The sequence below is a fragment of the Halomonas sp. 11-S5 genome (genome assembly GCF_029889825.1).
Taxonomy (GTDB): Bacteria; Pseudomonadota; Gammaproteobacteria; order Pseudomonadales; family Halomonadaceae; genus Halomonas.
Genome location: NZ_JARANW010000009.1, coordinates 80,520 through 105,985, shown reverse-complemented (window position 1 = coordinate 105,985; position 25,466 = coordinate 80,520). Strand labels below are relative to the sequence as shown.

23 protein-coding genes are annotated in these 25,466 nt (G+C 68.2%); 16 read left to right on the top strand and 7 right to left on the bottom strand.

What is annotated here, in order from left to right; translation table 11 throughout:
* The first annotated feature begins 309 nt into the window (after positions 1-309).
* From OP497_RS09045 to OP497_RS09035, 3 genes are read left to right on the top strand one after another with little or no spacing between them, the layout of a single operon-like run.
* On the top strand, positions 310-984 hold the full coding sequence (locus OP497_RS09045; protein ID WP_280547874.1) for a zinc metallopeptidase: 675 nt from the start codon (positions 310-312) through the stop codon (positions 982-984).
* A 30-nt stretch (positions 985-1,014) separates the two neighbouring features.
* Positions 1,015-1,287 (top strand): AbrB/MazE/SpoVT family DNA-binding domain-containing protein, encoded by a 273-nt coding sequence (locus OP497_RS09040; protein ID WP_280547873.1) that lies wholly within the window; start codon positions 1,015-1,017, stop codon positions 1,285-1,287.
* Positions 1,275-1,601: a type II toxin-antitoxin system PemK/MazF family toxin gene (locus OP497_RS09035; protein WP_280547872.1), complete on the top strand. Its 327-nt coding sequence runs from the start codon at positions 1,275-1,277 to the stop codon at positions 1,599-1,601. The genes OP497_RS09040 and OP497_RS09035 overlap by 13 nt, the downstream gene beginning before the upstream one ends.
* A gap of 7 nt (positions 1,602-1,608) precedes the next feature.
* On the opposite strand, the gene cmoB is transcribed toward OP497_RS09035, so the two are convergent.
* Together cmoB and cmoA are read right to left on the bottom strand one after the other, a co-directional pair.
* Positions 1,609-2,601, bottom strand: a complete 993-nt coding sequence (cmoB, locus tag OP497_RS09030) for a tRNA 5-methoxyuridine(34)/uridine 5-oxyacetic acid(34) synthase CmoB (RefSeq protein WP_280547871.1) — start codon at positions 2,599-2,601, stop codon at positions 1,609-1,611.
* Position 2,602: 1 nt separating this feature from the next.
* Positions 2,603-3,370 (bottom strand): carboxy-S-adenosyl-L-methionine synthase CmoA, encoded by a 768-nt coding sequence (gene cmoA, locus OP497_RS09025; protein ID WP_280547870.1) that lies wholly within the window; start codon positions 3,368-3,370, stop codon positions 2,603-2,605.
* Between the two features lie 85 nt (positions 3,371-3,455).
* On the opposite strand from cmoA, the gene pgi reads away from it, so the two are divergent.
* From pgi to leuA, 7 genes are all read left to right on the top strand, one after another.
* Positions 3,456-5,138, top strand: a complete 1,683-nt coding sequence (pgi, locus tag OP497_RS09020) for a glucose-6-phosphate isomerase (RefSeq protein ID WP_280547869.1) — start codon at positions 3,456-3,458, stop codon at positions 5,136-5,138.
* Positions 5,139-5,166: 28 nt separating this feature from the next.
* Positions 5,167-5,847: a YqiA/YcfP family alpha/beta fold hydrolase gene (locus OP497_RS09015; protein WP_280547868.1), complete on the top strand. Its 681-nt coding sequence runs from the start codon at positions 5,167-5,169 to the stop codon at positions 5,845-5,847.
* A gap of 3 nt (positions 5,848-5,850) precedes the next feature.
* Positions 5,851-7,731 (top strand): DNA topoisomerase IV subunit B, encoded by a 1,881-nt coding sequence (parE, locus tag OP497_RS09010; RefSeq protein ID WP_280547867.1) that lies wholly within the window; start codon positions 5,851-5,853, stop codon positions 7,729-7,731.
* Positions 7,732-8,008: 277 nt separating this feature from the next.
* The gene (gene parC, locus OP497_RS09005; protein WP_280547866.1) at positions 8,009-10,270 is read left to right on the top strand and encodes a DNA topoisomerase IV subunit A; all 2,262 of its coding nucleotides are present in this window, start codon (positions 8,009-8,011) and stop codon (positions 10,268-10,270) included.
* A 126-nt stretch (positions 10,271-10,396) separates the two neighbouring features.
* The gene (serB, locus tag OP497_RS09000) at positions 10,397-11,611 is read left to right on the top strand and encodes a phosphoserine phosphatase SerB (RefSeq protein WP_280547865.1); all 1,215 of its coding nucleotides are present in this window, start codon (positions 10,397-10,399) and stop codon (positions 11,609-11,611) included.
* Positions 11,608-11,748, top strand: coding sequence for a hypothetical protein (locus OP497_RS08995; RefSeq protein ID WP_280547864.1), 141 nt, complete (start codon positions 11,608-11,610; stop codon positions 11,746-11,748). The genes serB and OP497_RS08995 overlap by 4 nt, the downstream gene beginning before the upstream one ends.
* Positions 11,749-12,093: 345 nt before the next feature.
* Positions 12,094-13,800 carry a 2-isopropylmalate synthase gene (gene leuA / locus OP497_RS08990; protein ID WP_280547863.1) on the top strand — a complete coding sequence of 569 codons (1,707 nt, stop codon included), beginning with the start codon at positions 12,094-12,096 and terminating at the stop codon, positions 13,798-13,800.
* A gap of 202 nt (positions 13,801-14,002) precedes the next feature.
* On the opposite strand, the gene epmB is transcribed toward leuA, so the two are convergent.
* Positions 14,003-15,040: an EF-P beta-lysylation protein EpmB gene (gene epmB, locus OP497_RS08985; protein WP_280547862.1), complete on the bottom strand. Its 1,038-nt coding sequence runs from the start codon at positions 15,038-15,040 to the stop codon at positions 14,003-14,005.
* A 108-nt stretch (positions 15,041-15,148) separates the two neighbouring features.
* Between epmB and efp the strand changes: the two genes are divergently transcribed.
* The gene (gene efp / locus OP497_RS08980) at positions 15,149-15,715 is read left to right on the top strand and encodes an elongation factor P (RefSeq protein WP_280547861.1); all 567 of its coding nucleotides are present in this window, start codon (positions 15,149-15,151) and stop codon (positions 15,713-15,715) included.
* Between the two features lie 220 nt (positions 15,716-15,935).
* A complete protein-coding gene (epmA, locus tag OP497_RS08975; protein ID WP_280547860.1) occupies positions 15,936-16,922 on the top strand; it encodes an EF-P lysine aminoacylase EpmA in 987 nt (328 codons plus the stop codon).
* Here epmA and asd read toward each other — a convergent pair.
* From asd to rsgA, 3 genes are all read right to left on the bottom strand, one after another.
* A complete protein-coding gene (gene asd, locus OP497_RS08970; RefSeq protein ID WP_280547859.1) occupies positions 16,919-17,752 on the bottom strand; it encodes an archaetidylserine decarboxylase in 834 nt (277 codons plus the stop codon). The genes epmA and asd overlap by 4 nt on opposite strands.
* Positions 17,753-17,894: 142 nt before the next feature.
* On the bottom strand, positions 17,895-18,740 hold the full coding sequence (locus OP497_RS08965; RefSeq protein WP_280547858.1) for a rhodanese-like domain-containing protein: 846 nt from the start codon (positions 18,738-18,740) through the stop codon (positions 17,895-17,897).
* An 86-nt stretch (positions 18,741-18,826) separates the two neighbouring features.
* Entirely contained in the window at positions 18,827-19,873 is a 1,047-nt protein-coding gene (gene rsgA, locus OP497_RS08960; protein ID WP_280547857.1) for a small ribosomal subunit biogenesis GTPase RsgA, read from the bottom strand.
* 86 nt (positions 19,874-19,959) lie between these two features.
* Between rsgA and orn the strand changes: the two genes are divergently transcribed.
* Positions 19,960-20,568: an oligoribonuclease gene (gene orn, locus OP497_RS08955; RefSeq protein WP_280547856.1), complete on the top strand. Its 609-nt coding sequence runs from the start codon at positions 19,960-19,962 to the stop codon at positions 20,566-20,568.
* Between the two features lie 167 nt (positions 20,569-20,735).
* Here the strand turns inward: orn and queG are convergent, their stop codons facing one another.
* Positions 20,736-21,848, bottom strand: coding sequence for a tRNA epoxyqueuosine(34) reductase QueG (gene queG, locus OP497_RS08950; protein WP_280547855.1), 1,113 nt, complete (start codon positions 21,846-21,848; stop codon positions 20,736-20,738).
* Positions 21,849-21,946: 98 nt separating this feature from the next.
* Between queG and OP497_RS08945 the strand changes: the two genes are divergently transcribed.
* Genes OP497_RS08945 through OP497_RS08935 form a run of 3 tightly spaced genes read left to right on the top strand, consistent with a single transcriptional unit; the run spans position 21,947 to position 25,408 of the window.
* Entirely contained in the window at positions 21,947-23,482 is a 1,536-nt protein-coding gene (locus OP497_RS08945) for an NAD(P)H-hydrate dehydratase (RefSeq protein ID WP_280547854.1), read from the top strand.
* The gene (tsaE, locus tag OP497_RS08940) at positions 23,463-23,957 is read left to right on the top strand and encodes a tRNA (adenosine(37)-N6)-threonylcarbamoyltransferase complex ATPase subunit type 1 TsaE (RefSeq protein ID WP_280547853.1); all 495 of its coding nucleotides are present in this window, start codon (positions 23,463-23,465) and stop codon (positions 23,955-23,957) included. Before OP497_RS08945 ends, tsaE begins: the two co-directional genes overlap by 20 nt.
* Positions 23,954-25,408, top strand: a complete 1,455-nt coding sequence (locus tag OP497_RS08935; RefSeq protein ID WP_280547852.1) for an N-acetylmuramoyl-L-alanine amidase — start codon at positions 23,954-23,956, stop codon at positions 25,406-25,408. Before tsaE ends, OP497_RS08935 begins: the two co-directional genes overlap by 4 nt.
* Positions 25,409-25,466 lie beyond the last annotated feature (58 nt).

The following is a 25,466-nucleotide window of genomic DNA, read 5'->3' as shown; positions in this document are numbered from 1 at the left end:
CCACGAATACCAGAGAGATCCACCGTCGCTGATAGCCCCTCGCTCCCTGACCCGTCGGCATTGAGGACAACCATATGTAAATAGAGACAACCGAGCCCTTGACGGGTCAATCCATACCAGGCTGGATAAGCCGGAGGCGCATCCGGCGTTTCCGCCCGGTGCGCTGGAGCTTACCGGGCCTACAGCTGAACAGTTGTCGAGAAAGGCGCGCTGGGCTGACGATTGCCTCGCACCGAGAAGTCACCGCCGAGGAAACCGGCTCTGGTAGGGTAGGTCCAATGATCTGCCCCCTCCCCGGAGCCTGCCCCCATGATCGTCCTGGCAATCGCCCTGCTGCTGGTCCTCTTCCTGCTGCCCAACGTCTGGGCAAAGTGGGTACTGGCGCGCCATGCCCGTGGGCGAGAGGAGTATCCCGGTACGGGAGGCGAGTTGGCGGACCACCTGATCCGGCGTCTCGGGCTCGAGGGCGTCAGGGTGGAAATGACCGAGCAGGGCGACCATTACGACCCCGAGGCGCGCCGGGTGCGGCTCTCCCGGGAGCACTACGAGGGTCGCTCGCTCACCGCGGTGACGGTGGCGGCCCACGAGGTGGGCCATGCCATCCAGCACCAGCAGGGCTATGCGCCGCTGCTGGCCCGCTCGCGGCTGGTGGCGGTAGCGCAGAAGGCCGAGAAGATCGGCGCGTTGCTGATGATGGCCGCCCCTTTCCTGTTCGTGTTGACCCGCCTGCCGGGCGGCCTGGCCATCGTGGTGGCCGCCGCGGTGATCAGCTTCGGCACCGCCGCCCTGGTGCACCTGGTGACCCTGCCGGTGGAGTTCGACGCCAGCTTCCAGCGCGCCCTGCCGCTGCTCAAGGAATACATCCCTGCCCATGACATGGCCGGCGCCCGCCATGTGCTGACCGCCTGCGCCTTCACCTATGTGGCGGCGTCGCTTTCCAGCATCCTCAATCTGGGCCGCTGGCTGGTGATCCTGCGGCGTTGACATCCTCGCAGGCTGGGAGTAACAACTAAGTTGTTACTCCTGCTGCGCTACTGGAGGCGTGAAATGCGGACACATCTCAGAAAGATCGGGAATTCGAAAGGCGTGCTGATTCCGGCGGCTATGCTGGCTGAGTTGGGTATCCGTGATGAGGTTGACATTCATCTGGAGGGGCAGCGGCTGGTGGTGGAGCCCGTCAAGAAGCCACGCAGTCACTGGTTCGATGGTTATGACGCCAGTCGCGACGAGGCGGCCTGGGAGGATCTGGTCGAAGTCGAGGTGGATGAGGGTGAGTGGCAGTGGTAGGTCGCGATATCCGCCGCGGTGAGGTCTATTGGGTCAATCTCGATCCGACGGTGGGCACAGAGATCCGCAAGACCCGCCCCGCGCTGGTCATCTCACCCGACGATATGAACGCTGCTCTCCCCAGAATCATTGTGGCACCGGTCACCAGCAAGGGGCAGTCACTCGGCTGCCGACCCATCCTGAGCTTTCAGGGCAAGCCGGCACGAATACTGCTTGATCAGCTTCGCTCCATCGACAAGCGTCGGGTCCTGGGCAAGATGGGAGACATTCCGCCTTCAATCTGGCACGCCACCCTGCTTGAGATGTTCCAATAGCTGAGCCTTACCCGGGCCGGTTGGCCACCACCACCGCGCGACGCGGGGCGGGGTAGCCTTCACGGGTTCGAGTCGGGTCGTTCGGGTCGAGGAAATCCGCCAGCGACTGGAAGCTCATCCAGGCGGTGGCGCGCTGCTCGTCCACGGTGGTCACCGCCTCGTCCACCACCCGCACGTTGGTAAACCCGCAGCGCTCGAGCCACCGGCAGAGCGCGGCGGATGAGGGCAGGAAGTAGACATTGGGCATGGCGGCGTAACGCTCCCCCGGGAGCAGCACCGTCGTCTCGTCGCCCGTGACGACCAGGGTCTCCAGCACCAGCTCGCCGCCGGGGCGCAGGGCGCCCTTGAGCTGTTGGATATGCTCCAGGGGCGAGGGGCGGTGATAGAGCACGCCCATGGAGAACACCGTGTCGAAGACGCCGAGCGCCTCGGGCACCTCCTCGATGCCTACCGGCAGGAAGTGGGTGCGCCCGCCGTCGGCGTCGCCGACGAAGTGGCGCACCGCCCGGAATTGCCAGAAGAAGCGCGGCGAGGGGTCGATCACCAGCACGAAGGCCGCCCCGGCACCGGCCATGCGCCAGGCGTGATAGCCGTTGCCGCCGCCCACGTCCAGCACGCGGCGCCCGGCCAGCGGCGCCAGGTGCGGCGCCACCCGCTGCCACTTCCAGTCCGAGCGCCATTCGGTGTCGATCGGGATGCCGCCGAGCCGGTAGGGCCCCTTGCGCCAGGGCGCGAGCTTGCCCAGCAGGTTCTCGCACTGGCAGCGTCGGCTGTCTGACAGCGCGAGCTCGACGCTGACGGTATCGGCGTCCAGACTCACCTGCCTTTCGCCAAGCAGGGTGGGCAGCTTGGCCACGGCCTTCTCCCAGGCTGGCAGGTCGCCGAAGCGCTGGCGGTCCAGGCCGCGCGCCAGCTGGTCGGGGAGGCGGGCCAGCCAGGTGTCCAGCCCCTGGTCGATGAAGGCGCGGAAGAGGTCACGGTGTTCGGGCGCAATCGGCATCTTACTCCTCCCGGGACGCCGCGGCGCTGGCGTCCTTGAAGGCGATCAGCGAGGCGAAGTTGAGGAACTGGAACCAGGTGTGGGCGCGGGAAAAACCGGCCCGGGCCAGGCGCTCGTGGTGGCCCGCGAGAGTGTCCGGCACCAGCACGTTCTCCAGGGCGGTGCGCTTCTGGCTGATCTCCATCTCGCTGTAGCCGTTGGCGCGCTTGAAGTCGTGGTAGCGCTCCACCAGCCAGGCGTTCTCCTGCTCGTCGGCGGCCTTGATCTTCTCCGAGAGCACCAGCACGCCGCCGGGCTCCAGGGCCTGGAACAGCCGCCCGATCACCGCATCGCGGTCCTCGGGGGCGAGAAACTGGAGGGTGAAGTTGAGCACGATCATGCCGGCGGGGGCGATGTTCAGGGTGCGGATATCGCCCTCGAGCACCTCCACGACGTGGTCGGGGCACTCCGCGGCCAGGGTCTCCCGGGCGCGGGCCACCATGGCGGGGGACAGATCCACCCCGGTGTAGCGGAAGGCGTCCGGCGGCAGCGTCCCGGCCAGCGCCAGGCCGGCGGCGCCCAGCGAGCAGCCCAGGTCGTAGACCCGGGCGCCGTGGCGGAGGTGGCGGGCGGCGATCAGCCCCAGCATGCCCAGTATCTGGCCGTAGCCCGGCACCGAGCGGCGGATCATGTCGGGAAAGCAGGCGACGACCTTCTCGTCGAAGGAAAAGTGCGCCACCCGGTCCAGGGGTGTCGAAAAGATCGCGTCACGGTAAGATGCGTCACTCATGGAGCTGGCCGGATATCGTGGGAAAGGGTCGACATTCTACGCCCCGTCCACGCCGGCTGCACGACAGGACGTCCAGGAGGAGGCCATGACACACCCCACGATCGATCAGCGCGAGGCCTGGCAGGCCCTGGCAGCGCACGCCCGGGAGATGCGTACCACTCACCTGAGCGGGCTGTTCACCGGTGCGCCGACGCGCCACGCGGCCTTCACGCGGCGAGCGGCGGGCCTGACCCTGGATCTCTCCAAGCAGCGCTGGCGAGACGAGACCCTGGACCGACTGCTCGACCTGGCCCGCGAGGCCGAGGTGCCCGAGGCGATCCGCGCCCTGCTGGCCGGGGAGCGGGTCAACCGCAGCGAGGACCGCCCGGCCCTGCATACCGCACTGAGGCTGCCGCCGGAGGCCAGCCTGGTGGTGGAGGGCGAGGACCTGGTGCCCTCGGTGCACGCCACCCTCGAGCGCATGGCGACCATGGTCGAGCGTTTCCACGCCGGCCAGTGGCGGGGCGCCACCGGCCGGGCGATCCGCGACGTGGTCAATCTGGGGGTCGGCGGCTCCGACCTGGGCCCGCTGATGGTCACCCATGCCCTGGCCGACTACCGGCCGGAGGGCGTGCATACCATCGACGTGCACTTCGCCTCGACCATGGACGGCTCCCAGCTGGCCGACTACCTGGCACGGCTCAATCCCGAGACCACCCTGTTCGTGCTCTCGTCGAAGTCCTTCACCACAATCGATACCCTCTCCAATGCCCGCACCGCGCGGGACTGGCTGCTGGCCCGGCTGATGGGCGAGAACCGCGAGGAGGGCGTCGATGCCGAGCTGGTGATGCGCCAGCACTTCATCGGCGTCTCGGCGAGCCCCGAGAAGATGAACGAGTGGGGCATCGCCGAGGCCCACCAGCTGGAATTCTGGGAATGGGTGGGTGGCCGCTACTCGCTGTGGGGGGCCATCGGCCTGCCCATCGCCCTGGTGGTGGGCATGCAGCACTTCCGCGATCTGCTCGCCGGGGCCCATGCCATGGATCGCCACTTCAGCGCGGCGCCGCTTTCCGACAACCTGCCGGTGCTGCTCGCCCTGGCGGGGATCTGGAACGTCAATTTCCTCGACATCCGGGCCCACTCGATCCTGCCCTACGACGGCCGCCTGGAATTCTTCGCCGCCTACCTCGAGCAGCTGGAGATGGAGTCCAATGGCAAGTCGGTGACCCACGACGGGCGCGAGGTCGGCTACTCCACCTGCCCGGTGCTCTGGGGTCAGCTGGGGCCCAATGCCCAGCATGCCTTCTACCAGCTGCTCCACCAGGGCACCCAGGCCGTGGAGTGCGACTTCATCGCCCCCAAGGTGCGCTATGACGACGTGGAGGATCCCGCCACCCGTGACCACCTGATGGGCCAGCACCGCCTGACGCTGGCCAACTGCTTCGCCCAGTCGCGGGTGCTGATGCTCGGCGACGAGGCCATCGAGGACGACGGCCCGCGTCCGGTGCACAAGCGCTACCGCGGCAACCAGCCCTCCAGCACCCTGCTGCTCGACCGCCTGACGCCGGCCACCCTCGGCGCGCTGATCGCCCTCTACGAGCACAAGGTGTTCGTCCAGGCGACCATCTGGGACATCAACCCCTTCGACCAGTGGGGCGTGGAGCTGGGCAAGGAGATCGCCGGCGAGACCCGGCGGATCCTCGAGCACCGGGCGGACATCGCCGGCATGGATGACTCCACCCGGGGATTGATCGAGGCCGTCTGGGCGGCGGAGCGCGGCTCGCGATGACACTGGCTGAATGTACAGGGGTTGCGGTATGCTGAGTGCTGCCTGGCCGCTGTCGGCCGCCAGCGGGGTCCTCTACCTCCATGGGTTCAACAGCGGCAGCGCCTCGCCCAAGGCGGCGCTGGTGCGTGAGGCCTGCGCGTGGCTCGGCCTGCCCTGCGCGACGCCGCAGCTGCCGCACCGGCCGGCGGCGGCCCTGGCACTGGCCGAGTCTCGGCTGGCCAGGCTGGGGCCGCGGCCGCTGGTGGTGGGCAGCTCCATGGGGGGATTTTTGGCGACCCTGGTCGCCGAGCGCCACGGCCTGGCGGGGGCGCTGATCAACCCGGCGGTGGCCCCGGCGGGGCTGGTGGCGGATTGGCTCGGCGAGCGTTTCGACAACGCCTATACCGGCGAGCGCTTCGCCATCGAGGCCGCGCACCTCGAGGAGCTCGAGGCGCTGACGCCCGAGCGGGTCACGGCCGCGCGCTACCTGCTGCTGCTGGGCACCGCCGACGAGACCCTGGACCCGGTTGATGCCTTCGCGCTGTATCGCGGCGCCAGGACCATCCTGCACCCGCAGGGCGATCACGGCCTGGCGGTGCTGGCCGACTACCTGCCGGCGATCCTCGCCCACGGCGGCCATGGCCTGCCGCCAGGCTGGTCCGGCAGCCAACGCCCCGGGGCACAGGGCGCCGGCATCCCGGGCGACACGAATCGCAACCATTTTGGGTGACGCATGACGCAATACAGTGCCAGCTCCATCGAGGTCCTCTCCGGCCTCGAGCCGGTGCGCAAGCGCCCCGGCATGTATACCGACACCTCGCGGCCCAACCACATGGTCCAGGAAGTCATCGACAACAGCGTCGATGAGGCACTGGCCGGCCATGCCGGGGAGGTTAGCGTGCGGCTGTTCGAGGACGGTGGCGTGGAGGTCTCCGACGATGGCCGCGGCATGCCCATCGACATCCATCCCGAGCACGGCGTCTCGGGGGTCGAGCTGATCATGACCCGGCTGCACGCCGGGGGTAAGTTCTCCCAGTCGAGCTACCGCTTCTCCGGCGGCCTGCACGGCGTCGGGATCTCGGTAGTCAATGCCCTGTCGAAGCGCCTGGAGATCGAGGTGCTGCGCGACGGCAGCCGCCATGGCATGGCCTTCGAGCACGGCGACAAGGCCTCCCCGCTGCAGGTGATCGGCAGCGCCCCCAAGCGTGCCCGCGGCACGGTGGTGCGCTTCTGGCCCGAAGAGAGCTACTTCGACAGCCCGCGGATCTCGCTCTCGCGGCTCAAGCACCTGATGCGCGCCAAGGCGGTGCTCTGCCCGGGCCTCAAGGTCACCCTGGTCGAGCCCGACGGCAACGAGAGTGTCTGGCAGTACGTGGATGGTCTGCGCGACTATCTGGCCCAGGCTACCGACGGCTATGAGGTACTGCCGGCCTCGCCCTTCCTCGGCCATTTCGCCGATGACGAACACGGCGTGGACTGGGCGATCCAGTGGCTCCCCGAAGGGGGCGAGCCGCTGCTCGAGAGCTACGTCAACCTGATCCCCACCCCCCAGGGCGGCACCCACGTCAACGGCCTGCGGGCAGGGCTGCTCGACGCCCTGCGCGAGTTCTGCGAGTACCGCAGCCTGTTGCCCCGGGGCGTCAAGCTCACCGCCGAGGATCTCTGGGAGCGGGTCGCCTACGTGCTCTCGGTGAAGATGCTCGACCCGCAGTTCGCCGGCCAGACCAAGGAGCGCCTCTCCTCGCGCACCGTGGCCGGCTTCGTCTCCGGAGTGGTCAAGGACGCCTTCTCGCTGTGGCTCAACCACCACGTCGACCAGGCCGAGGCCCTGGCCGAGCTGGTGATCAATGCCGCCCAGCGGCGCCAGAAGAGCTCCAAGAAGGTGGCGCGCAAGAAGGTCACCTCGGGCCCCGCGCTGCCCGGCAAGCTGGCCGACTGCTCGGGCCAGGACCCGGCCGGCAGCGAGCTGTTCCTGGTGGAGGGCGACAGCGCCGGCGGCAGCGCCAAGCAGGCACGCAACCGCGAGACCCAGGCGATCCTGCCGCTGCGTGGCAAGATATTGAATACCTGGGAGGTGGAGTCCCATGACATCTATGGCTCCCAGGAGGTCCACGACATCGCCGTGGCCGTGGGCATGGACCCGGGCAGCGATGATCTCTCCAAGCTGCGCTACCACAAGATCTGCATCCTCGCCGATGCCGACTCCGACGGCCTGCATATCGCCACCCTGCTGTGCGCGCTCTTCGTGCGCCATTTCCCGGCGCTGGTGGATGCCGGCCACGTCTTCGTGGCCATGCCGCCGCTTTACCGCATCGACCTGGGCAAGGAGGTGCACTATGCCCTGGACGAGAGCGAGAAGGCGGCCATCCTGCGCAAGCTCGAGGGCAAGCGTGGCACCGTGAACGTCCAGCGCTTCAAGGGCCTGGGCGAGATGAGCCCGCTGCAGCTGCGCGAGACCACCATGGCGGTGGAGACCCGCCGCCTGGTGCAGCTCACCCGCGAGGTCGGCGACGGCACCATGGAGATGATGGACATGCTGCTGGCCAAGAAGCGCGCCCCCGACCGCAAGAGTTGGCTGGAGGACTACGGCAATCTGGCGGATATCGAGGTGTAGCGCCAAGCGCCGAGCTACAAGCGCCAAGGCGTGCCTTGCCGGGGGCAGGACACGCGCAGTGGCCTAGAGCGAGAGGCGCCGGGAACAGGTTGAAGAGGAGGTCCTACGCCAGGGATGGCGTCGGTAGCGCCCAGGGAAGGGTTCACAGCGCCTCCTCGAAAACCTGTCGCCGGAATAGCCTCGAGCGGAATCGCTATCTGCGAAAGCGCTTTCACCCGACTGTTCGCGAGGTATAGCAGCCAATGATTTCTGGACACCCTGACTTAGGGCATACCGTATGACCATGGATATCCAGGTGGCGGAGGGCGACGTCGAGCGCCTCTCGCTGCGCGAGTACACCGAGAAGGCGTACCTCGATTACTCGATGTACGTCATCCTCGACCGGGCGCTGCCGCATATCGGCGATGGCATGAAGCCGGTGCAGCGGCGCATCGTCTATGCCATGCGCGAGCTGGCGCTCGGTGCCAACGCCAAGTACAAGAAGTCGGCGCGCACCGTCGGCGACGTGCTGGGCAAGTTCCACCCCCACGGCGACAGCGCCTGCTACGAGGCCATGGTGCTGATGGCCCAGCCGTTCAGCTACCGCTACCCGCTGGTGGACGGCCAGGGCAACTGGGGCAGCCCCGACGATCCCAAGTCCTTCGCCGCCATGCGCTACACCGAGGCGCGGCTGTCGAAGTTCGCCGAGGTGCTGCTCGCCGAACTCGGCCAGGGCACCGTCGACTGGACCCCCAACTTCGACGGCACCATGAACGAGCCGGTGGTGCTGCCGGCGCGCCTGCCCCATGTGCTGCTCAATGGCGGCACCGGCATCGCCGTGGGCATGGCCACCGACATCCCGCCTCATAACGTGAACGAGGTGGTCGAGGCCACCTGTCACCTGCTGCGCCATCCTCAGGCCACCACGACGGACCTGCTCGAGTATATGCCGGCGCCGGACTTTCCCACCGAGGCGGAGATCATCACCCCGCGCAGCGACCTGAGAAAGCTCTACGAGAGCGGGCGCGGCTCGGTGAAGCTGCGTGGCCGCTACGTGCGCGAGGAGGACAAGGTGGTGGTCACCGCGCTGCCCTACCAGGTGAGCGGGGCCAAGGTGCTCGAGCAGATCGCCGCCCAGATGCAGGCCAAGAAGCTGCCGATGGTCGCCGACCTGCGCGACGAGTCGACCCATGAGGAGCCGACGCGGCTGGTGATCGAGCCGCGCTCCAACCGTGTCGACATCGAGGCACTGATGGCGCACCTCTTCGCCACCACCGACCTCGAGAAGAACATTCGCGTCAACATGAACGTGATCGGGTTGGACGGCCGCCCGCGGGTCATGGCGCTGCCTGACCTGCTCGGCGAGTGGCTGCGCTTCCGCCGCGCCACGGTGCGCCGGCGCCTCGAACACCGCCTGGGCAAGGTCGAGGACCGCCTGCATATTCTCGAGGGCCTGCTGGCCGCCTACCTCGACCTCGACGAGGTGATCCGCATCATCCGCGAGGAGGACGAACCCAAGGCCGCGCTGATGGCGGCCTTCGCGCTCTCCGACCGCCAGGCCGAGGCGATCCTCGAACTTCGCCTGCGCCACCTGGCCAAGCTTGAGGAGATGAAGATCCGCGGCGAGCAGGACGAGCTCGAGGCCGAGCGCAAGCGCCTGCAGGAGTTGCTCGGCAGCGAGGCGGCGCTCACCGACCTGATCGAGCAGGAGCTGCGCGCCGCCGCCGAGGCGCACGGCGATGCCCGCCGCTCGCCGCTGGTCGCGCGAGAGGAGGCCCGGGCGCTCTCCGAGGTGGAGCTGGTCGGCGCCGACCCGGTCACCGTGGCGCTCTCCGAGAAGGGCTGGATCCGCAGTGCCAAGGGCCACGAGATCGACCCTGCCGGCCTCTCCTACAAGGCCGGCGATCGCTTCCACCTCGCCGCCCGTGGCAAGACCAACCAGCCGCTGGTGCTGCTGGACGACAACGGGCGGGCCTACACGCTGTCGGCCCATAACCTGCCCAGCGCACGGGGCCAGGGAGAACCGGTCACGGGACGGGTCAACGTGGCGGCCGGGGCCCACATGGCCGGCCTGATGCTGGCCCCGCCGGACAGGCGCTTCCTGCTGGCCACCGATGGCGGTTACGGCTTCGTGGCCCGGCTCGAGGAGCTGGTGGGCAAGAACAAGTCCGGCAAATCGGTGTTGAGCGTGCCCAAGGGCTGCAACGTGCTGCCGCCGCTGGAGGTGCCGGCCGGGGAGGGGGCCAGCGTGGCCGCGGTCTCTAACGAGGGACGGCTGCTGGTCTTCGAGCTCTCGCAGCTGCCCGAGATGGCCAAGGGCAAGGGCAACAAGATGCTCGACATCCCCGGGGCCCGGGCGACTCGCCGCGAGGAGTTCGTGCGTGACCTGGTGATGCTGCCCGTCGGCGCGGCGCTGGTGGTGCATGCCGGCAAGCGCCATCTGACCCTCAAGGCCGGCGACCTGGACTACTATCGAGGCGAGCGCGGCCGGCGCGGCAGCAAGCTACCCCGCGGCCTGCAGAAGGTCGACCGCCTTGAAAGCTTGAAGCCGGAAGCTTGAAGCTTGAAGTCCCCGGCTTCGCCGGAAGCTGTAAGCCATAAGCTATAAGCTGTAAGTAAACCTATGATAGGCATGTCTTTCTTACAGCTTACGGCTTAAAGCTTACAGCTCATCAAAGGGGTTAACATGACACGACGAATCCTGATCCGCGCCACCGGGGTGGCACGCCCCGGCCAACTCGCCGGCCTCGGCAAGGCGCTGGCGACCAGCGGCGCGCGGCTGCTGGACATCAACCAGAGCGTGACCTTCGGCATTCTCTCCCTGGAGGCCCTGGTGGGGCTCGCCCGGGAGAGCGATCTGGAAGGCGCCCTGGCCACGACGGGAGACGCCCTGGGCCTGGATATCCAGGCGATCCAGGTGAGCGCCGAGGACTACCAGCGCTGGAGCGTGCAGGCGAGCCAGCCACGGCTGATCCTGACCCTGCTGGCGCCCCATCTGCCCGCCGGCATCTTGGCCGAGGTGGGGGCTCTGACCGCCGAGCACAGCCTGACCGTGGAGCTGATCCACCGCCTCTCCGGCCGCGAACCGCTGGATGGCGGCATGCCCGAGCACGGTGCCTGCGTGGAGTGCTGGCTGCGCGGCGAAGACGTCGACCTCGACGCCCTGCGCGAGAAGGCCCTGGCGCTGGGGGCCATGCACGGCGTGGATATTGCCCTCCAGGAGGATTCCATCTGGCGCCGCCATCGCCGCCTGGTCTGCTTCGACATGGACTCCACCCTGATCCAGACCGAGGTGATCGACGAGCTGGCGCGCCGCCATGGCGTGGGTGACGAAGTGGCGGCGGTCACCGAGCGGGCCATGCGCGGCGAGCTGGACTTCCAGCAGAGCTTCCGCGAGCGCATGGCGAAGCTCAAGGGGCTGGACGAGTCGGTGCTCGCCGAGATCGCCGAGTCATTGCCGCTGATGGATGGCCTCGAGCGGCTGATGCACCACCTCAAGCGGCTGGGCTATCGCACCGCGATCCTCTCCGGCGGCTTCACCTACTTTGCCCGCCACCTGCAGGAGCGGCTTGGCTTCGACGAGATCCACGCCAACGAGCTGCTGATTAAGGACGGCAAGGTCACCGGCGAGGTGCGCGAGCCGATCCTCGATGCCGACCGCAAGGCCGAGCTGCTCCACGAGATTGCCCGCCGCGAAGGCCTGGCCATGGAGCAGACCATCGCCGTGGGCGACGGCGCCAACGACCTCAAGATGCTGGCCGCCGCCGGGCTAGGCATCGCCTTCCGCGCCAAGCCCCTGGTGCGGGCCCAGGCGCGCCAGTCGATCTCCACGCTGGGGCTCGACGCGGTGCTCTACCTGATCGGCTATCGCCAGGGCGATCTGGAGGAGCCGTCGCGGTGAGCACGACCTTTCAGGCCTGGCAGGCAAGCCTCGAGCGCCTACGCGCCAACAAGCTGTTCGACGCCGCGGTCATCGCCATCAGAGAACTGCGTGACCAGCTCTCCCGGATGGAGGCACTGCTCGAACGCCGGAGTTGACAAAGCCTCCCAAGCTTGATTCTCTAGAGTCATGAATATGACGGCGTACGACCTCGACCTACGACTACTAGCCCGCTCCTGAGAGCGTGGGCGATGCCGCCTGCATCGCCATTGTCCTTCGCCAGAAGGTCCCGGTCGAAACGAGGTCGTACCATGTCAGCCACCACCAGCAGTCGTTCCATGAACCCCCATGCCGTGCCGAATCGTCGCGAACGCCGTGTCGTCGGCGCGGTCGTAACCGATATCTCGCGTGACGCCCCGACAGGCCCCCGGCCGTCGGGGCGTTGCCGTTTCTGAGCCGTATTCGCAAGAGTGCCGCATCGCCAGTCCAGGGAGAACGCCGCCATGATGCTCGACAACCCCGCCGCCAAGTACCGCCCCTTCGTCGCCGTCGACCTGCCCGACCGCCAGTGGCCCAACCGCCGCATCGAGACGCCGCCGCAGTGGTGCAGCGTCGACCTGCGCGACGGCAACCAGGCGCTGATCGATCCCATGGATCAGGAGCGCAAGCAGCGCCTCTTCGACCTGCTGGTCAAGATCGGCTTCAAGCAGATCGAGGTGGGCTTCCCCTCGGCCTCCCAGACCGATTTCGACTTCGTGCGTGCCTTGATCGAGCAGGACAAGGTGCCCGACGACGTCACCATCCAGGTGCTGACCCAGGCCCGCCCGCACCTGATCGATCGTACCTTCGAGGCGCTGAAGGGGGCGAAGAACGCCATCGTTCACGTCTACAACGCCACCGATCCGGTGTTCCGCCGCGTGGTCTTCCACGTCAGCAAGGAGGAGTGCATCCAGATCGCCGTCGAGGCGACGACCCAGATTCGCCGCCGCATGGAGGAGGCCCCCGAGACCCACTGGACCTTCCAGTACTCGCCCGAGCTGTTCACCACCACCGAGATGGACTTCGCCGTGGAGATCGTCGAGGCGGTGGCGGGCGTCTACCGGCCGAGCGTCGACACGCCGATGATCGTCAACCTGCCGGCCACGGTGGAGGTCGCCACGCCCAACAACTACGCCGACCAGATCGAGTGGTTCTGTCGCCACGTCGCCAACCGCGAGAGCCTGATCGTCAGCCTGCACCCCCACAATGATCGTGGCACCGGCGTGGCCGCCGCCGAGCTGGGGATCATGGCCGGCGGTGACCGGGTCGAGGGCACATTGTTCGGCAACGGCGAGCGGACCGGCAACGTCGACATCGTGACGCTGGCCATGAACCTCTACACCCAGGGCGTGCACCCGGGACTCGACTTTTCCAACATCACCCCGGTCATGCGCGAGGTGGAACACTGCAACCAGCTGCCGGTCCACCCGCGACATCCCTATGTCGGCGACCTGGTGTTCACGGCCTTCTCCGGCTCCCACCAGGACGCCATCAAGAAGGGCATGGCCGAACGTCGTGACCATCCGGATGCCGTCTGGGCGGTGCCCTACCTGCCCATCGACCCGCTGGATGTCGGGCGCAGCTACGAGGCGGTGATCCGCGTCAACAGCCAGTCCGGCAAGGGCGGTGTTTCCTACCTGCTCGAGCAGGAGCACGGCATCGAACTGCCGCGCCGGCTTTCCATGGAGTTCAGCCATGTGGTGCAGGAAGTGGCCGACCGCCTGGGGCGCGAGATCACCTCGCAGATGATCTACCAGGCCTTCGTCGACGAGTACCTGGCCAAGGACTCACCCTTCGCCCTGGTCGGCCACCGCCTCTCCTCCGAGCCCGACAGCCCCAAGGTGAGCCTGGAGGCGACCATCGAGGAGGACGGCGAGCGTCGCATCGTGACGGGCCAGGGCAACGGTCCGCTGGCCGGCTTCATCAAGGCGCTGGCCGCGGCCGGGCATGACGTGGAGATCATCGACTACCACGAGCACTCCCGCGGCCAGGGGGCCGACGCCGAGGCGATCGCCTACGTGGAGGTGCGTGTGGGCGACGAGGCGGTGTTTGGTGTCGGCACCGACGAGAGCATCACCAGTGCCTCCATGAAGGCGGTGATGAGTGCCCTCAATCGCCATCTCTCCACCCGGGCCCCGGCGCCCAATGTCACCGCCGACACCTTAGCTTGAAGCCATAAGCTGGAAGCTTGAAGAAACCCCGGTAACCCAGCCCCATGTCGATCCCTCGGCATGGGGGCTGGGTTTTCTTCCGGCTTCAAGCTTCCGGCTTACAGCTTATGGCTAGTCCGGTAGGCCCGGTAAGCGACAGCGCACCGGGCATCCCCGCCGGATGCGCCTCCGGCTTATCCGGCCTACTTGGTGGCCATGATGGCTAGAGCGGTGTCTTGCTCGCCTCGCCGGGGATCTCCCGCACCAGCCGCGGCATCAGAAAGCCCGGCAGTACCTCCCGCAGGCCCGCGACCAGTTCGCGGGCCTCGTCGTCGGCCACGTCGAAGTGGGCCGCCCCGGCCACCGGATCGAGCACGTGGAGGTAGTAGGGCAGGATGCCGGCCTCGAACAGCCGCTCGGAGAGCGCGGCTAGGGCCCCAATCGAGTCGTTGACCCCCCGCAGCAGCACGCTCTGGTTGAGCAGGGTCACACCGGCGGCACTGAGCTTGCGGCACGCCGCGATGACGGCCTCGTCGATCTCGTTGGCATGGTTGATGTGCAGCACCATCACCTTCTGCAGGTGGGTGGCGCCGAGCCAGCCGAGCAGGGCGTCGTCGATGCGCTCGGGGATCACCACCGGCAGGCGGGTGTGGATCCGCAACCGCTTGAGGTGCGGGATGGCCTCGAGCCTCTCGACAAGCCAGGCCAGCTGACGGTCGCTGGCCGCCAGGGGGTCGCCGCCGGAGAGGATGGCCTCGCGGATGGAGGGGTCCTGGCGGATGTGCTCGAGGCTTTCCTCCCACTGCGCCCTAGAGGGGGCATTCTCCTCGTAGGGGAAGTGCCGGCGGAAGCAGTAGCGGCAGTTCACCGCGCAGGCGGGGCTCGCGATCAGCAGTACCCGGCCGGCATACTTGTGGATCAGCCCCGGCGCGGGCGCATGCTCGGCCTCCTTGAGCGGGTCGGCCACATAGCCGGCCATCGGCACCGCCTCCTCGGCCAGCGGCAGCACCTGGCGCAGCAGCGGGTCGGCGGGGTCGCCGGGGCGGATGCGCGCCAGGTAGACCTCGGGCACGCGTACCTCGAACAGCGCATGGCCACGCTCGGCACCGGGCCACCAGGCCTCGTCGAGCCCCAGGCGACGGCACAGTTCGCGCGGGTCGCGGATCGCCCTGGCCAGTTGAGTCTGCCAGCGTGCCTGGATGGGCAGGGGACGGGGCTCCCGGCCGGGACGCTGCAAAGGGACGCTGCTTCGGGTTATCATGCGACACACCAGTCAATGCGAACGGGGGCGAGCTCCCCGTTGAACTTCATCTGCTTGCGCGCGCCCCCGGCCAGTGCCGGTGGCGCACTCGAATATGGGTAAGACATCATGGCCAACTATTCTACCAACGAATTCAAGGGCGGGCTGAAGGTGATGCTGGACGGTGACCCGTGCAGCATCGTCGAGAACGAGCTGGTCAAGCCCGGCAAGGGGCAGGCCTTCAACCGCGTGAAGCTGCGCAACCTGATGACCGGCCGCGTCTGGGAGCGCACCTTCAAGTCCGGCGACTCCCTGGAAGCCGCCGACGTCCTCGAACTGGAAATGGAGTACCTCTACACCGACGGTGACATGTGGTATTTCATGAAGACCGATGGCTCCTTCGAGCAGTATGCCGTTGAGAAGAAGGCCCTGGGGGATACCGAGAAGTGGCTCAAGGAGCAGGTTCCCTACACCGTGACGCTGTGGAACGACAACGTGATCAACGTCAGCCCGCCGAACTTCATCGAGCTGCAAGTGACCGAAACCGATCCGGGCCTCAAGGGCGACACTGCCCAGGGGGGCTCCAAGCCGGCCGTCCTTTCTTCAGGCGCGGTGGTCAAGGTGCCCCTGTTCATCGAGGAGGGCGAAGTTCTCAAGGTGGATACGCGCAGCGGCGAGTATGTGTCTCGCGCCTGAGCCCGGCTTCGCCCGGGCTAGAGCTTGAAGCTGGAAGAGCGGCGCTTCGCGCCTGGAAGCTGGAAGAAAATCCGCCCCGGTTTCGCCGGGAGCTTGAAGTTATACGCTTGAAGTGGGAAGAAACACCCTTGGCGCCAGGGGGGCGGTAAGCTGTCTTCCAGCTTCCAGCTCCGATGGCCACGCTTCGGCGTGGCCTTCGTCTTATCTGGAGGAGGAGTTCATGGCAACCGACTGGCGACCCAGCGCCGAGATCGCGACCCTGCGCGAGCGGGCGCGCCTGCTCGCCGAGGTGCGCGCCTTCTTCGCCCGGCGCGGGGTGCTGGAGGTGGAAACGCCGGTGCTGGGCCACGGCGGCAGCACCGAGGTGCTGCTGGCCTCTCTCTTCGCCGAGGCCACGACCCCGGCCGGGCGCGAGCGGCTCTGGCTGCAGACCTCCCCGGAGTTCCACATGAAGCGGCTGCTGGCTGCCGGCTCAGGGCCGATCTTCCAGCTGGCCAGAAGCTTTCGCGACGGCGAGGTGGGCCGGCGCCACAACCTCGAGTTCACCATGCTGGAGTGGTATCGCCCCGGGCTCGAGCTCGATGCGCTGATCGAGGAGACCGCCGCCCTGGTCAGCAGCGTGCTGGGCCGAGAACTGGGGGATAAGCCGGGCCCGCTGCGCCGGCGCCGCTACCGCGAGCTGTTCCGCGAGCACCTGGCCATCGACCCCTTCAGCGCCCCGCTTGCCGAGCTGCGGCGCCTGGCCAGCGAGCGGGGCGGCCTGGACATGGCCGACAGTGACCGCGACGGCTGCCTGGACCTGCTGATGAGCCTCGAGATCGAGCCCCACCTCGGGCGAGATGGCCTCGACGTGGTCGTGGACTATCCGGCCACTCAGGCCGCCCTGGCTCGCCATCATCGTGACCCCGAGGACGGTGCCTGGGTGGCATCGCGTTTCGAGCTCTATCTGGCGGGGCTGGAGCTGGCCAACGGCTATGACGAGCTCACCGATGCCGAGGAACAGGCGGCGCGCTTCGCCGCAGACAACGCCGCCCGCCGTGCCACGGGGCTGCCCGAGGTGGACGTGGACACGCGCCTGCTAGCCGCCCTGGCCCACGGTATGCCCGAAGGCAGCGGCGTGGCGCTGGGCCTCGACCGGCTGATCCAGCTGGCGCTGGGTAAGCAGGGCGTGGCCGAGGTCATGGCCTTCGCCACGACGCGCTGCTAGAGGCTTCCCAGTGACTGCCCCATCTGCACCTTGGCGCCGGGCTCGATGGCGTCGGTGAAGTTGACCGGCTCGGCGAAGGCCATCACCACCGTGGAGCCGAGCTTGAAACGGCCCATCTCTTCGCCCTTCTCCAGACGCACCGGGGTGTCGAAGCGCACGCGTTGCACCTCGCCGGAGAGCGGGGTGATCTGGCCGGCCCAGACCGTCTCGATGGCGGCAACGATCATCGCCCCGACCAGCACCACCACCATGGGGCCCTGTTCGGTATCGAAGTGGCACACCAGCCGCTCGTTGCGGGCGAAGAGGTTGGGTACATGCTCGGTGGTGGCGGCGTTCACCGAGAAGAGTCGGCCCGGCACGTAGACCATCTCCCTCAAGGTGCCGCCCAGCGGCATGTGGACCCGGTGGTAGTCGCTCGGCGAGAGGTAAACGGTGGCGAAGCTGCCGCCGAGGTAGCGGCGCGCCGCCTCGCCGTAGCCGCCGAGCAGCTCCATCATCGAGAAGCGGTGGCCCTTGGCCTGGAGCAGCTGGCCGGCCTCGATGGCGCCGAACTGCGAGAGGGTGCCGTCGGCGGGGGAGACCAGGCCCTCGCCGAGGGGGCGGGCGTCCTCCTCCAGGGCACGGGTGAAGAAGTCGTTGAAGGTGGCATAGGCCGTCGGGTCGGGCTCGGCGGCCTCGTCCATGTCGACGCGGAAGACGCGTATGAAGGTGCGGATGAGGGTGTTCTTCAGCCACGGCAGCCGGCAGTCGGCGAGCCCGCCCACCAGCCGCGAGAGCAGGTGGTGGGGAATGGGATACTGGATCAGGGCGAAGAGCTTGGATAGCGACACAAAAAAGGAACTCTGGTAGGCATGAAGTAAAAGATGGGCTGAGCTTGAAGAGCGGCGCTTCGCGCCTGGAAGCTGGAAGAACCCCCTGAATCCGGGTGGGGTGCGATTGTTGGCTTCCAGCTTATAGCTTCCAGCTTACGGCTTACGGCTTTTCTATCGGCGTATCCTCGCGGTTGCCCCACTCCTTCCAGGAGCCGGCGTAGCCGCGAATCTTCTCGAAGCCCAGCGCCTTGCCCACCAGCCAGGTGAAGCCGCTGCGGTGGTGGCTCTGGCAGTGGGTGACCACCTCCATGTCCGGGGTCAGGCCCAGGGCCTCCAGCTCGGTGACGAGCTCCGCATAGTCGCGGATCCGCAGGCCGTGCTCGCGGTCCATGGCGTCGGTCCACTCCATGTTCACCGCGCCGGGAATATGGCCCAAGCGCGCGTTGTTGCCCTTCTCGCCGTCGTATTCGGCGCGGGAGCGGGCATCCCAGACCGCGAGGCCCTTCTCGCCCAGGCGCTCCTGGAGCTCGAGACGGTCGATGGCGACCTCGGGGTGCAGGAGCTCCGCCTCGTAGTCGCTGGGCTTGGGAGCATGGGTCTCGGTAGAGATCGGCTGGCCGGCCTCCCGCCAGGCGTGGATGCCGCCGTTGAGATAGGAGTAGCGGGTGTGGCCGATCAGCTCCAGGGTCCACAGCAGGCGCCCGGCCCAGCCGCCGCCCTCGTCGTCGTAGGCGACCACATGGGTGTCCCGGGTCAGGCCGAGCGACGAGAACAGCCGGGAGAGCGCCTCGACCGTGGGCACCTCGTTGGGCACGCTGCTCCCGGCCGGATCCTCGCCGCGCATCAGCAGGCGATGATCCAGGAAGACGGCGCCGGGGACGTGCCCCTCGCCATAGCTCTCGGGCCTGAGCGGCACGTCGATGATCAGCAGCGATGGCTCGTCCAGGTGGTCGGCGAGCGGGTCGGGCTCGATGATCAGCGGGAGCAGGTTGTCTTCGGAACTCATGGCACGTTCTCCTTAAATTCAGCCCCTTAAAATCAGCTCCTTGATTCAGGTTCCTTGATTCAGGTTCCTTGATTCAGGCCCTGGCGTCAGGTCTCCCCGAGACTCTCGAGGATGCGTCGGTAGCTGGCAAAGCGTTCGGGATGGATGTCGCCGCGCTCCACCGCGGCGAGCAGGGCGCAACCCGGCTCATGGCGGTGGCGGCAGTCGCGGAAGCGGCAGTGGCCCAGGAGGTCGCGGAACTCGATGAAGCCCTCGGTGACCTGCTGCTCATCCAGGTGGCCCAGGCCGAACTCGCGGATCCCCGGCGAGTCGATCAGCTCACCCTCGTTGGTCTCGGAAGCGTCGCCGGAGGCGGGGCTCGGCAGGGCGTAGAGGCGCGCGGTGGTGGTGGTATGGGTCCCCTTGCGCGTGTCCTTCGACAGCGCCCCGATACGAAGTTCCTCGTCCGGCAGCAGGCGGTCGATCAGCGAGGACTTGCCCACGCCGCTCTGGCCCACGAAGACCGAGGTGCGCCCCGCCAGCCGAGCGTGCAGGGCCGAGAGGCCATCCTCGCGCTCGGTGGTGGTGGTGACCACCGGGTAGCCCAGCGCCTCGTAGCGGGCCAGCAGGTCGCGCAGTTCGCCGCCGTGCGCCGGCAGCAGGTCGACCTTGTTGAGCACCAGCACCGGGGCGATGCCGGTGGCCTCGGCGGCCACCAGGTAGCGGTCGATCAGGTTGGCGTGGGGCGCCGGCTCCACCGCGAAGACGATCAGGATCTGGTCGATGTTGGCGGCCACCGGCTTGAGCTGGCCGCGCGCATCGGGGCGTTCCAGGACGTTGTCGCGCTCGCCGCGGGCCACCACCACACCGTCATTGGCGTCATGGGCGGCGCGCCAGATCACCCGGTCGCCGGTCACCAGCCCCTCGAGATTGGCGCGCAGGTGGCAACGCACGGCATTACCGTCCTCATCGGGCCGCACATCCAGGGTGCGGCCGAAGTGGGCGATCACCCGGCCGCCCTGTTCGGGCCCGTACTCGCCGGCGGCCAGCTTCTCGCCGTCCCGGGAATCGCGCCGGTCGGCGCGCCGGGCGCGTTCGGCCTGGACCTTCTCGATGCGCCAGCGCTGCTGGCGGCTCAAATTGCGTTTGCTCATGGGGGCCTGAAGCTCGCTACAATGGGTCTCATTGTACTCACCCGAGGTGGCCGCTGTCGTCAGCGGGCATCATGCAAGGAACCCATATGGCAGAGCACTCTTCGTCCGAGACCCCTGACACCCAGGACCCGCGCCAAAACCGTCTGGTCTGGATCGACCTGGAGATGACCGGGCTCGACCCGAACCGCGAGAGGATCATCGAGATGGCGACCCTGGTCACCGACAATGAGCTCAATGTCGTCGCCGAGGGGCCGGTGATCGCGGTGCAGCAGCCCGACGCGCTCCTCGAGGCGATGGACGACTGGAACACCAAGACCCATGGCGCGTCCGGCCTGGTGAAACGGGTCAAGGAGAGCCCGGTCGACACCGCCGAGGCCGAGCGGCAGACGCTGGCCTTCCTCAAGGCGCATGTCGCCCCCGGCTCCTCGCCCATGTGCGGCAACAGCATCCACCAGGACCGCCGCTTCCTGGAGCGGGAGATGCCCGAGCTGCTGGCCTTCTTCCACTACCGCAACCTGGATGTCTCGACCCTGAAGGAGCTGGCCAAGCGCTGGAATCCGGGGGCGCTGGTCGGCTTCCAGAAGCACAACGTGCACCTCGCCATGGACGACATCAAGGAGTCCATCGCCGAGCTGGCGCATTATCGTGGCATTTTCCTGCGCCTGGCGGAGGACGAGAGTGACGAGGAAGAGTAAAGCCGGAAGCTTGAAGAGCGGCGCTTCGCGCCTGGAAGCCGGAAGAAGAGGTGTGATTCATGCCGTGCAGGCAACAAGCTGCCTTCCAGCTTCCAGCTTCCAGCTTCCAGCTTCCAGCTTCCAGCTTCCAGCTTACGGCTTGCGGCTTGCAGCTTACGGCTTACGGCTTACGGCTTACGGCTTACGGCTATGAGCTCTTGGCGCTTCTCCTGCTGGCGGGCCAGCGCCCAGCGCACGTGCTCGCGCACCAGGTCGGAGGGGTAGGGCAGGCGCGCCCGCAGGGCGGCCTCCACGGCCTCGCTCCAGGGGGCGTTGCCGAGCCCCACGGCGAGGTTGCGCAGCCAGCGCGCGTAGCCGATGCGGCGGATCGGGCTGCCGGCGGTCTTCTCCAGGAACTCCTCCTCGCCCCAGGCGAACAGTGAGACGAGACTCGCACGGTCCAGGTCGTGGCGCGGGGCGAAGTCGGCCTCGCGGGAGACCCGGGTAAAGCGGGTGAAGGGGCAGACCAGCTGGCAGTCGTCGCAGCCGAACACCCGGTTGCCCATGGCCTCCCGGTAGCGCTCGGGAATGGCGCCGTGAAGCTCGATGGTCAGGTAGGAGATGCAGGCCCGGGCATCCACTACCCGGTCCTCGACGATGGCCCCGGTGGGGCAGGCGGTGCGGCAGGCGCTGCAGCTGCCGCAGTGGTCGCCCTCGAAGGGCGCGTCCACCGGCAGCGGCAGGTCGGTGTAGAGTTCGCCCAGGAAGAATAGCGAGCCGGCCCTGGGGTTGAGCAGCATGGCGTTCTTGCCGAACCAGCCCAGCCCCGCCTTGCGGGCCAGGGCCCGCTCCATCACCGGGGCCGAGTCGACGAAGGCGCGATAGCCGAAGGGGCCCACCTCGGCCTCGATCCATTTCGCCAGGGTGGCCAGCCGCTTGCGCATCAGCTTGTGATAGTCGCGCCCGGTGGCATAGCGGGAGACGTAGGCGGTCGCCGGTTGACCGAGTACCTTTGTTGTCTCCACCTCGGCGGGCAGGTAGTCCAGGCGTACACTGATCACCCGCAGCGTGCCGGGGACCAGCTCCGCCGGCCGGGTGCGCTTGGTGCCGTGCTTGGCCATGAAGCCCATTTCGCCGTGGTGGCCGGCCGCGAGCCAGCGCTCGAGGTGGCCTTCGTCCTCGGCCAGGTCGACATCGGTGATGCCCAGTTGCTGGAAGCCGAGTTCGCGGCCCCAGATCTTGATCCTCTCGGCGAGGCCGGGCATGTCGGGTTCGTCACCCGGAGGGGACACTGGGGTCATGATCGAGACAACACCATGCAGATCGGCCCCGAGACTTGGCGTGGGGCGCAGAGAATTTACACTGGTATGGTAAAGCATCCCGAACGAGGAGACACCGCATGACCCGGGAGGCCCCACACCCCGAGCCGCAGCCGCGGCCGCTCTACCGCGCCGACCAGGTGCGCGAGCTCGACCAGCGCACTATCGCCGCCGGCATCGAGGGCTTCGCCCTGATGCAGCGCGCGGCCGCGGCCGCCTGGCAGAGCCTGAAGGCCCGCTGGCCCGGGGTGCGCTCGCTCAGCGTGCTCTGTGGCGGCGGTAACAATGGCGGTGATGGCCACGTGCTGGCGGCGCTGGCCGCCGCCGAGGGGCTCGCCGTGCAGCGCATCCTGCTCAAGCCGCTCGACGCGCTCTCCGGCGACGCCAGACGCGCCGCCGACATGGCCACAGCGGCCGGGGTGGCAGCCGAGCCCTGGCGCGCGGCGCTGGCCTTCGAAGGCGAAGTGGTCGTCGACGCCCTGCTGGGCACCGGCCTCGGCGGCGAGGTGCGCGGCGAGGCCCGTGAGGCGATCGAGGCCATCAATGCCAGCGGCCTGCCGGTGCTGGCCATCGACATTCCCTCGGGGCTGCATGCCGACACCGGCGCGGTGCTGGGTGTCGCGGTGCAGGCCGCGCGGACGGTGACCTTCATCGGCGACAAGCTGGGCCTGTATACCGGGGCGGCGCCGGCCAGGGTGGGAGAGGTCGACTTCCGTGCCCTGGGCGTGGATGCTGAGGCCGAGGCGGACCTCGTGCCCGCGGCCCGCCTGCTCGATGCCGGACTGATCGCGGCCTGGCTGCCGCCGCGGGTGCGCAGCGCCCACAAGGGCGACTTCGGCCATGCGCTGGTGCTGGGCGGAGCCCCGGGCTTCGGCGGGGCGGCACTGCTCGCCGCCGAGGCCTGCGCGCGGCTGGGCGCCGGCAAGGTGAGCCTGGCCACGGCTCCCGAGCATGTGACCGCGAGCCTGGTGCGCCGCCCCGAGGTCATGGTCCACGGCATTCGCGGTGCCGGTGACTTGGGCGAGCTGCTCGAGAAGGCCGATATCCTGGTGGTGGGGCCGGGGCTCGGCCAGGGCAGCTGGGGACAGGGCGTGCTGCAGGCGGCCCTCTCGGTTGAGAAGCCGCTGGTGGTAGACGCCGACGCCCTCAATCTGCTGGCGACCCGCTTCAGCGGCCAATACCGCGAGGACTGGGTGCTGACGCCGCACCCCGGCGAGGCCGCCCGTCTGCTGGGCCTTTCCGCCGGCGAGATCGAGGCCGACCGACCCGCGGCGGCGCTGGCCCTGCAGCGGCGCTTCGGCGGGGTAGTGGTGCTCAAGGGCGCCGGCAGCCTGGTGGCCGGCCCCGCGGGACTCGCCGTCTGCCCCTACGGCAACCCGGGCATGGCCAGCGGCGGCATGGGCGATGCGCTCTCCGGCATCCTGGGGGCGCTGCTGGCGCAGAGGCTGCCCCTCGAATCGGCGGTCCGGCTCGGCGTGCTGGTGCATGCCCTGGCCGCCGACATGGCGGCGCGGCAGGGGGGCGAGCGTGGCCTGCTGGCCGGCGATCTGGCATCCTGTGCACGAATTCTGGTCAACCCGACGATGGGCGAGAACGATGCAGTTGCGACTCGATGACGAAGACCGCCAGGTCGCCTTCGGCGAGTGCCTGGGGCGAGCTCTGGGCGGGCAGGGTCGCGTGCACCTGACCGGTGAACTGGGGGCCGGCAAGACCACCTTGACCCGCGGCATCCTGCGCGCCTGCGGCCACCGGGGGGCGGTCAAGAGCCCCACCTACACCCTGGTGGAGCCCTACGAGCTGGACTCCGTTCGTGTATACCATTTCGACCTTTACCGCCTGGGCGACCCCGAGGAGCTGGAGTTCATCGGCGGCCGCGACCTGCTTGCCGAGGACGCGCTCTGCGTGATCGAGTGGCCGGAGCGGGGCGAGGGCTGGTTGCCGGCCCCGGATCTGGAGGTGATCCTGCGGCTGGCCGGGAGCGGGCGCGAGGCGACCCTCGCGGCCCGCAGCGAATATGGCCGGGCGGTGCTCGAGCGCCTGGCGGCGCTGGCCGGCTGTGTCCTGGACAGGGAAGGTGAAGCGGCGCGATGACACGCATGAGATCGATAGGGCGGCTGCTGGCCGGGCTGGGAGGGCTCGCGCTGTGGCTCGCCAGCGGCCTGGCCGATGCCGCCAGCGTCGACAACCTGCGCCTCTGGGCGGCCCCCGACCATGCCCGCCTGGTCTTCGACCTCTCCTCCCCGGCGCGGGCCAATGTCTTCAGCCTCGACAACCCGCGTCGCCTGGTGATCGACCTGGACGACAGCCAGCTCAATGCCAGCGTCGACCGGCTGGACCTCGAGGGGAGCGCCATCAGCACCCTGCGCACCGGCGTGCGCGACGGCAATGGCCTGCGGGTGGTGCTGGAGCTGGAGCGCGAGGTCGAGCCCCGCCACTTCACCCTGGCGCCCAACGACCAGTACGGCCATCGCCTGGTGGTGGACCTGGAATACCCCGGCGAGAGCGCTGTGGAAGATCCCATCGACCCCATCGAGGCGATGATCCGCGAACAGGAGATCGCCGCCGATCGTGCCCGCAGCGAGGCGGTGGCACAGGGTCGCGACCCGGCCGACATCGCCGCCGCCCAGGTGTTGGGGCCGGCCAAGCCGCATCCCAAGCGTGACATCATCATCGCCATCGATGCCGGTCATGGCGGCGAGGACCCTGGGGCGATCGGTCCCTCCGGTACCCGCGAGAAGGATGTCGTGCTGGAGATGGCCCAGCGCCTGGCACGGGTGGTCAATGCCACGGAAGGGTTCCGGGCGGTGATGATCCGCGACGGCGACTACTACGTCGGGCTGCGCCAGCGGACCCGTATCGCCCGTGAGCAGAAGGCCGATTTCTTCGTGTCGATCCATGCCGATGCCTTCAACAGCCCGCGGCCCAACGGCAGCTCGGTCTATGCGCTGTCCCAGCGGGGGGCCACCTCGGAGACCGCCCAGTGGCTGGCCGCCAGCGAGAACCAGGCCGACCTGATCGGCGGGGTCGACGGCAGTCTGTCGCTGGATGACAAGGACGAGGTGCTGCGTGGCGTGCTGCTCGACCTGACCATGACGGCGACCCTCAACGACTCCCTGACCATCGGCGGCCAGGTGCTCGACCAGCTGGGGCGGGTCAACCGGCTGCACAAGTCGCGGGTCGAGCAGGCCGGCTTCATGGTGCTCAAGTCGCCGGACATCCCCTCGCTGTTGATCGAGACCGGCTTCATCTCCAATCCTGAGGAGGAGCGCCGGCTGCGCGACGGCACCTATCAGCGGCGGATGGTCGAGGCGCTGTTCGGCGGCATCCGCGGCCACTTCCAGCGCAACCCGCCGCCGGCCAGCCTGCTGGCCTGGCAGCGCGATCGCAGCCCCGAGGGCAACGAGTATCGCATCCAGCCCGGCGATACCCTCTCGGAGATCGCGGCCCGTCACGACGTCCCGGTGGCCCAGCTCAAGCAGGCCAATGAGCTCAACGGCGACGTGATACGGGTCGGACAGGTGCTGCGCATCCCACGCTCATAACCCCTTCGGGGAGCTGTAAGCTATAAGCTTGAAGCTGTAAGAAGATGCCTTGCTTGAA

What these genes read in the sequence shown, in the direction of transcription:
- OP497_RS09045 (WP_280547874.1), top strand. Translation starts at nt 310, where the DNA reads ATGATCGTCCTGGCAATCGCCCTGCTGCTGGTCCTCTTCCTGCTGCCC.
- cmoB (WP_280547871.1), bottom strand. Translation starts at nt 2,601, where the DNA reads ATGCCGATTGCGCCCGAACACCGTGACCTCTTCCGCGCCTTCATCGAC.
- cmoA (WP_280547870.1), bottom strand. Translation starts at nt 3,370, where the DNA reads ATGAGTGACGCATCTTACCGTGACGCGATCTTTTCGACACCCCTGGAC.
- pgi (WP_280547869.1), top strand. Translation starts at nt 3,456, where the DNA reads ATGACACACCCCACGATCGATCAGCGCGAGGCCTGGCAGGCCCTGGCA.
- OP497_RS09015 (WP_280547868.1), top strand. Translation starts at nt 5,167, where the DNA reads ATGCTGAGTGCTGCCTGGCCGCTGTCGGCCGCCAGCGGGGTCCTCTAC.
- parE (WP_280547867.1), top strand. Translation starts at nt 5,851, where the DNA reads ATGACGCAATACAGTGCCAGCTCCATCGAGGTCCTCTCCGGCCTCGAG.
- parC (WP_280547866.1), top strand. Translation starts at nt 8,009, where the DNA reads ATGACCATGGATATCCAGGTGGCGGAGGGCGACGTCGAGCGCCTCTCG.
- serB (WP_280547865.1), top strand. Translation starts at nt 10,397, where the DNA reads ATGACACGACGAATCCTGATCCGCGCCACCGGGGTGGCACGCCCCGGC.
- leuA (WP_280547863.1), top strand. Translation starts at nt 12,094, where the DNA reads ATGATGCTCGACAACCCCGCCGCCAAGTACCGCCCCTTCGTCGCCGTC.
- epmB (WP_280547862.1), bottom strand. Translation starts at nt 15,040, where the DNA reads ATGATAACCCGAAGCAGCGTCCCTTTGCAGCGTCCCGGCCGGGAGCCC.
- efp (WP_280547861.1), top strand. Translation starts at nt 15,149, where the DNA reads ATGGCCAACTATTCTACCAACGAATTCAAGGGCGGGCTGAAGGTGATG.
- epmA (WP_280547860.1), top strand. Translation starts at nt 15,936, where the DNA reads ATGGCAACCGACTGGCGACCCAGCGCCGAGATCGCGACCCTGCGCGAG.
- OP497_RS08965 (WP_280547858.1), bottom strand. Translation starts at nt 18,740, where the DNA reads ATGAGTTCCGAAGACAACCTGCTCCCGCTGATCATCGAGCCCGACCCG.
- rsgA (WP_280547857.1), bottom strand. Translation starts at nt 19,873, where the DNA reads ATGAGCAAACGCAATTTGAGCCGCCAGCAGCGCTGGCGCATCGAGAAG.
- orn (WP_280547856.1), top strand. Translation starts at nt 19,960, where the DNA reads ATGGCAGAGCACTCTTCGTCCGAGACCCCTGACACCCAGGACCCGCGC.
- queG (WP_280547855.1), bottom strand. Translation starts at nt 21,848, where the DNA reads ATGACCCCAGTGTCCCCTCCGGGTGACGAACCCGACATGCCCGGCCTC.
- OP497_RS08945 (WP_280547854.1), top strand. Translation starts at nt 21,947, where the DNA reads ATGACCCGGGAGGCCCCACACCCCGAGCCGCAGCCGCGGCCGCTCTAC.
- tsaE (WP_280547853.1), top strand. Translation starts at nt 23,463, where the DNA reads ATGCAGTTGCGACTCGATGACGAAGACCGCCAGGTCGCCTTCGGCGAG.
- OP497_RS08935 (WP_280547852.1), top strand. Translation starts at nt 23,954, where the DNA reads ATGACACGCATGAGATCGATAGGGCGGCTGCTGGCCGGGCTGGGAGGG.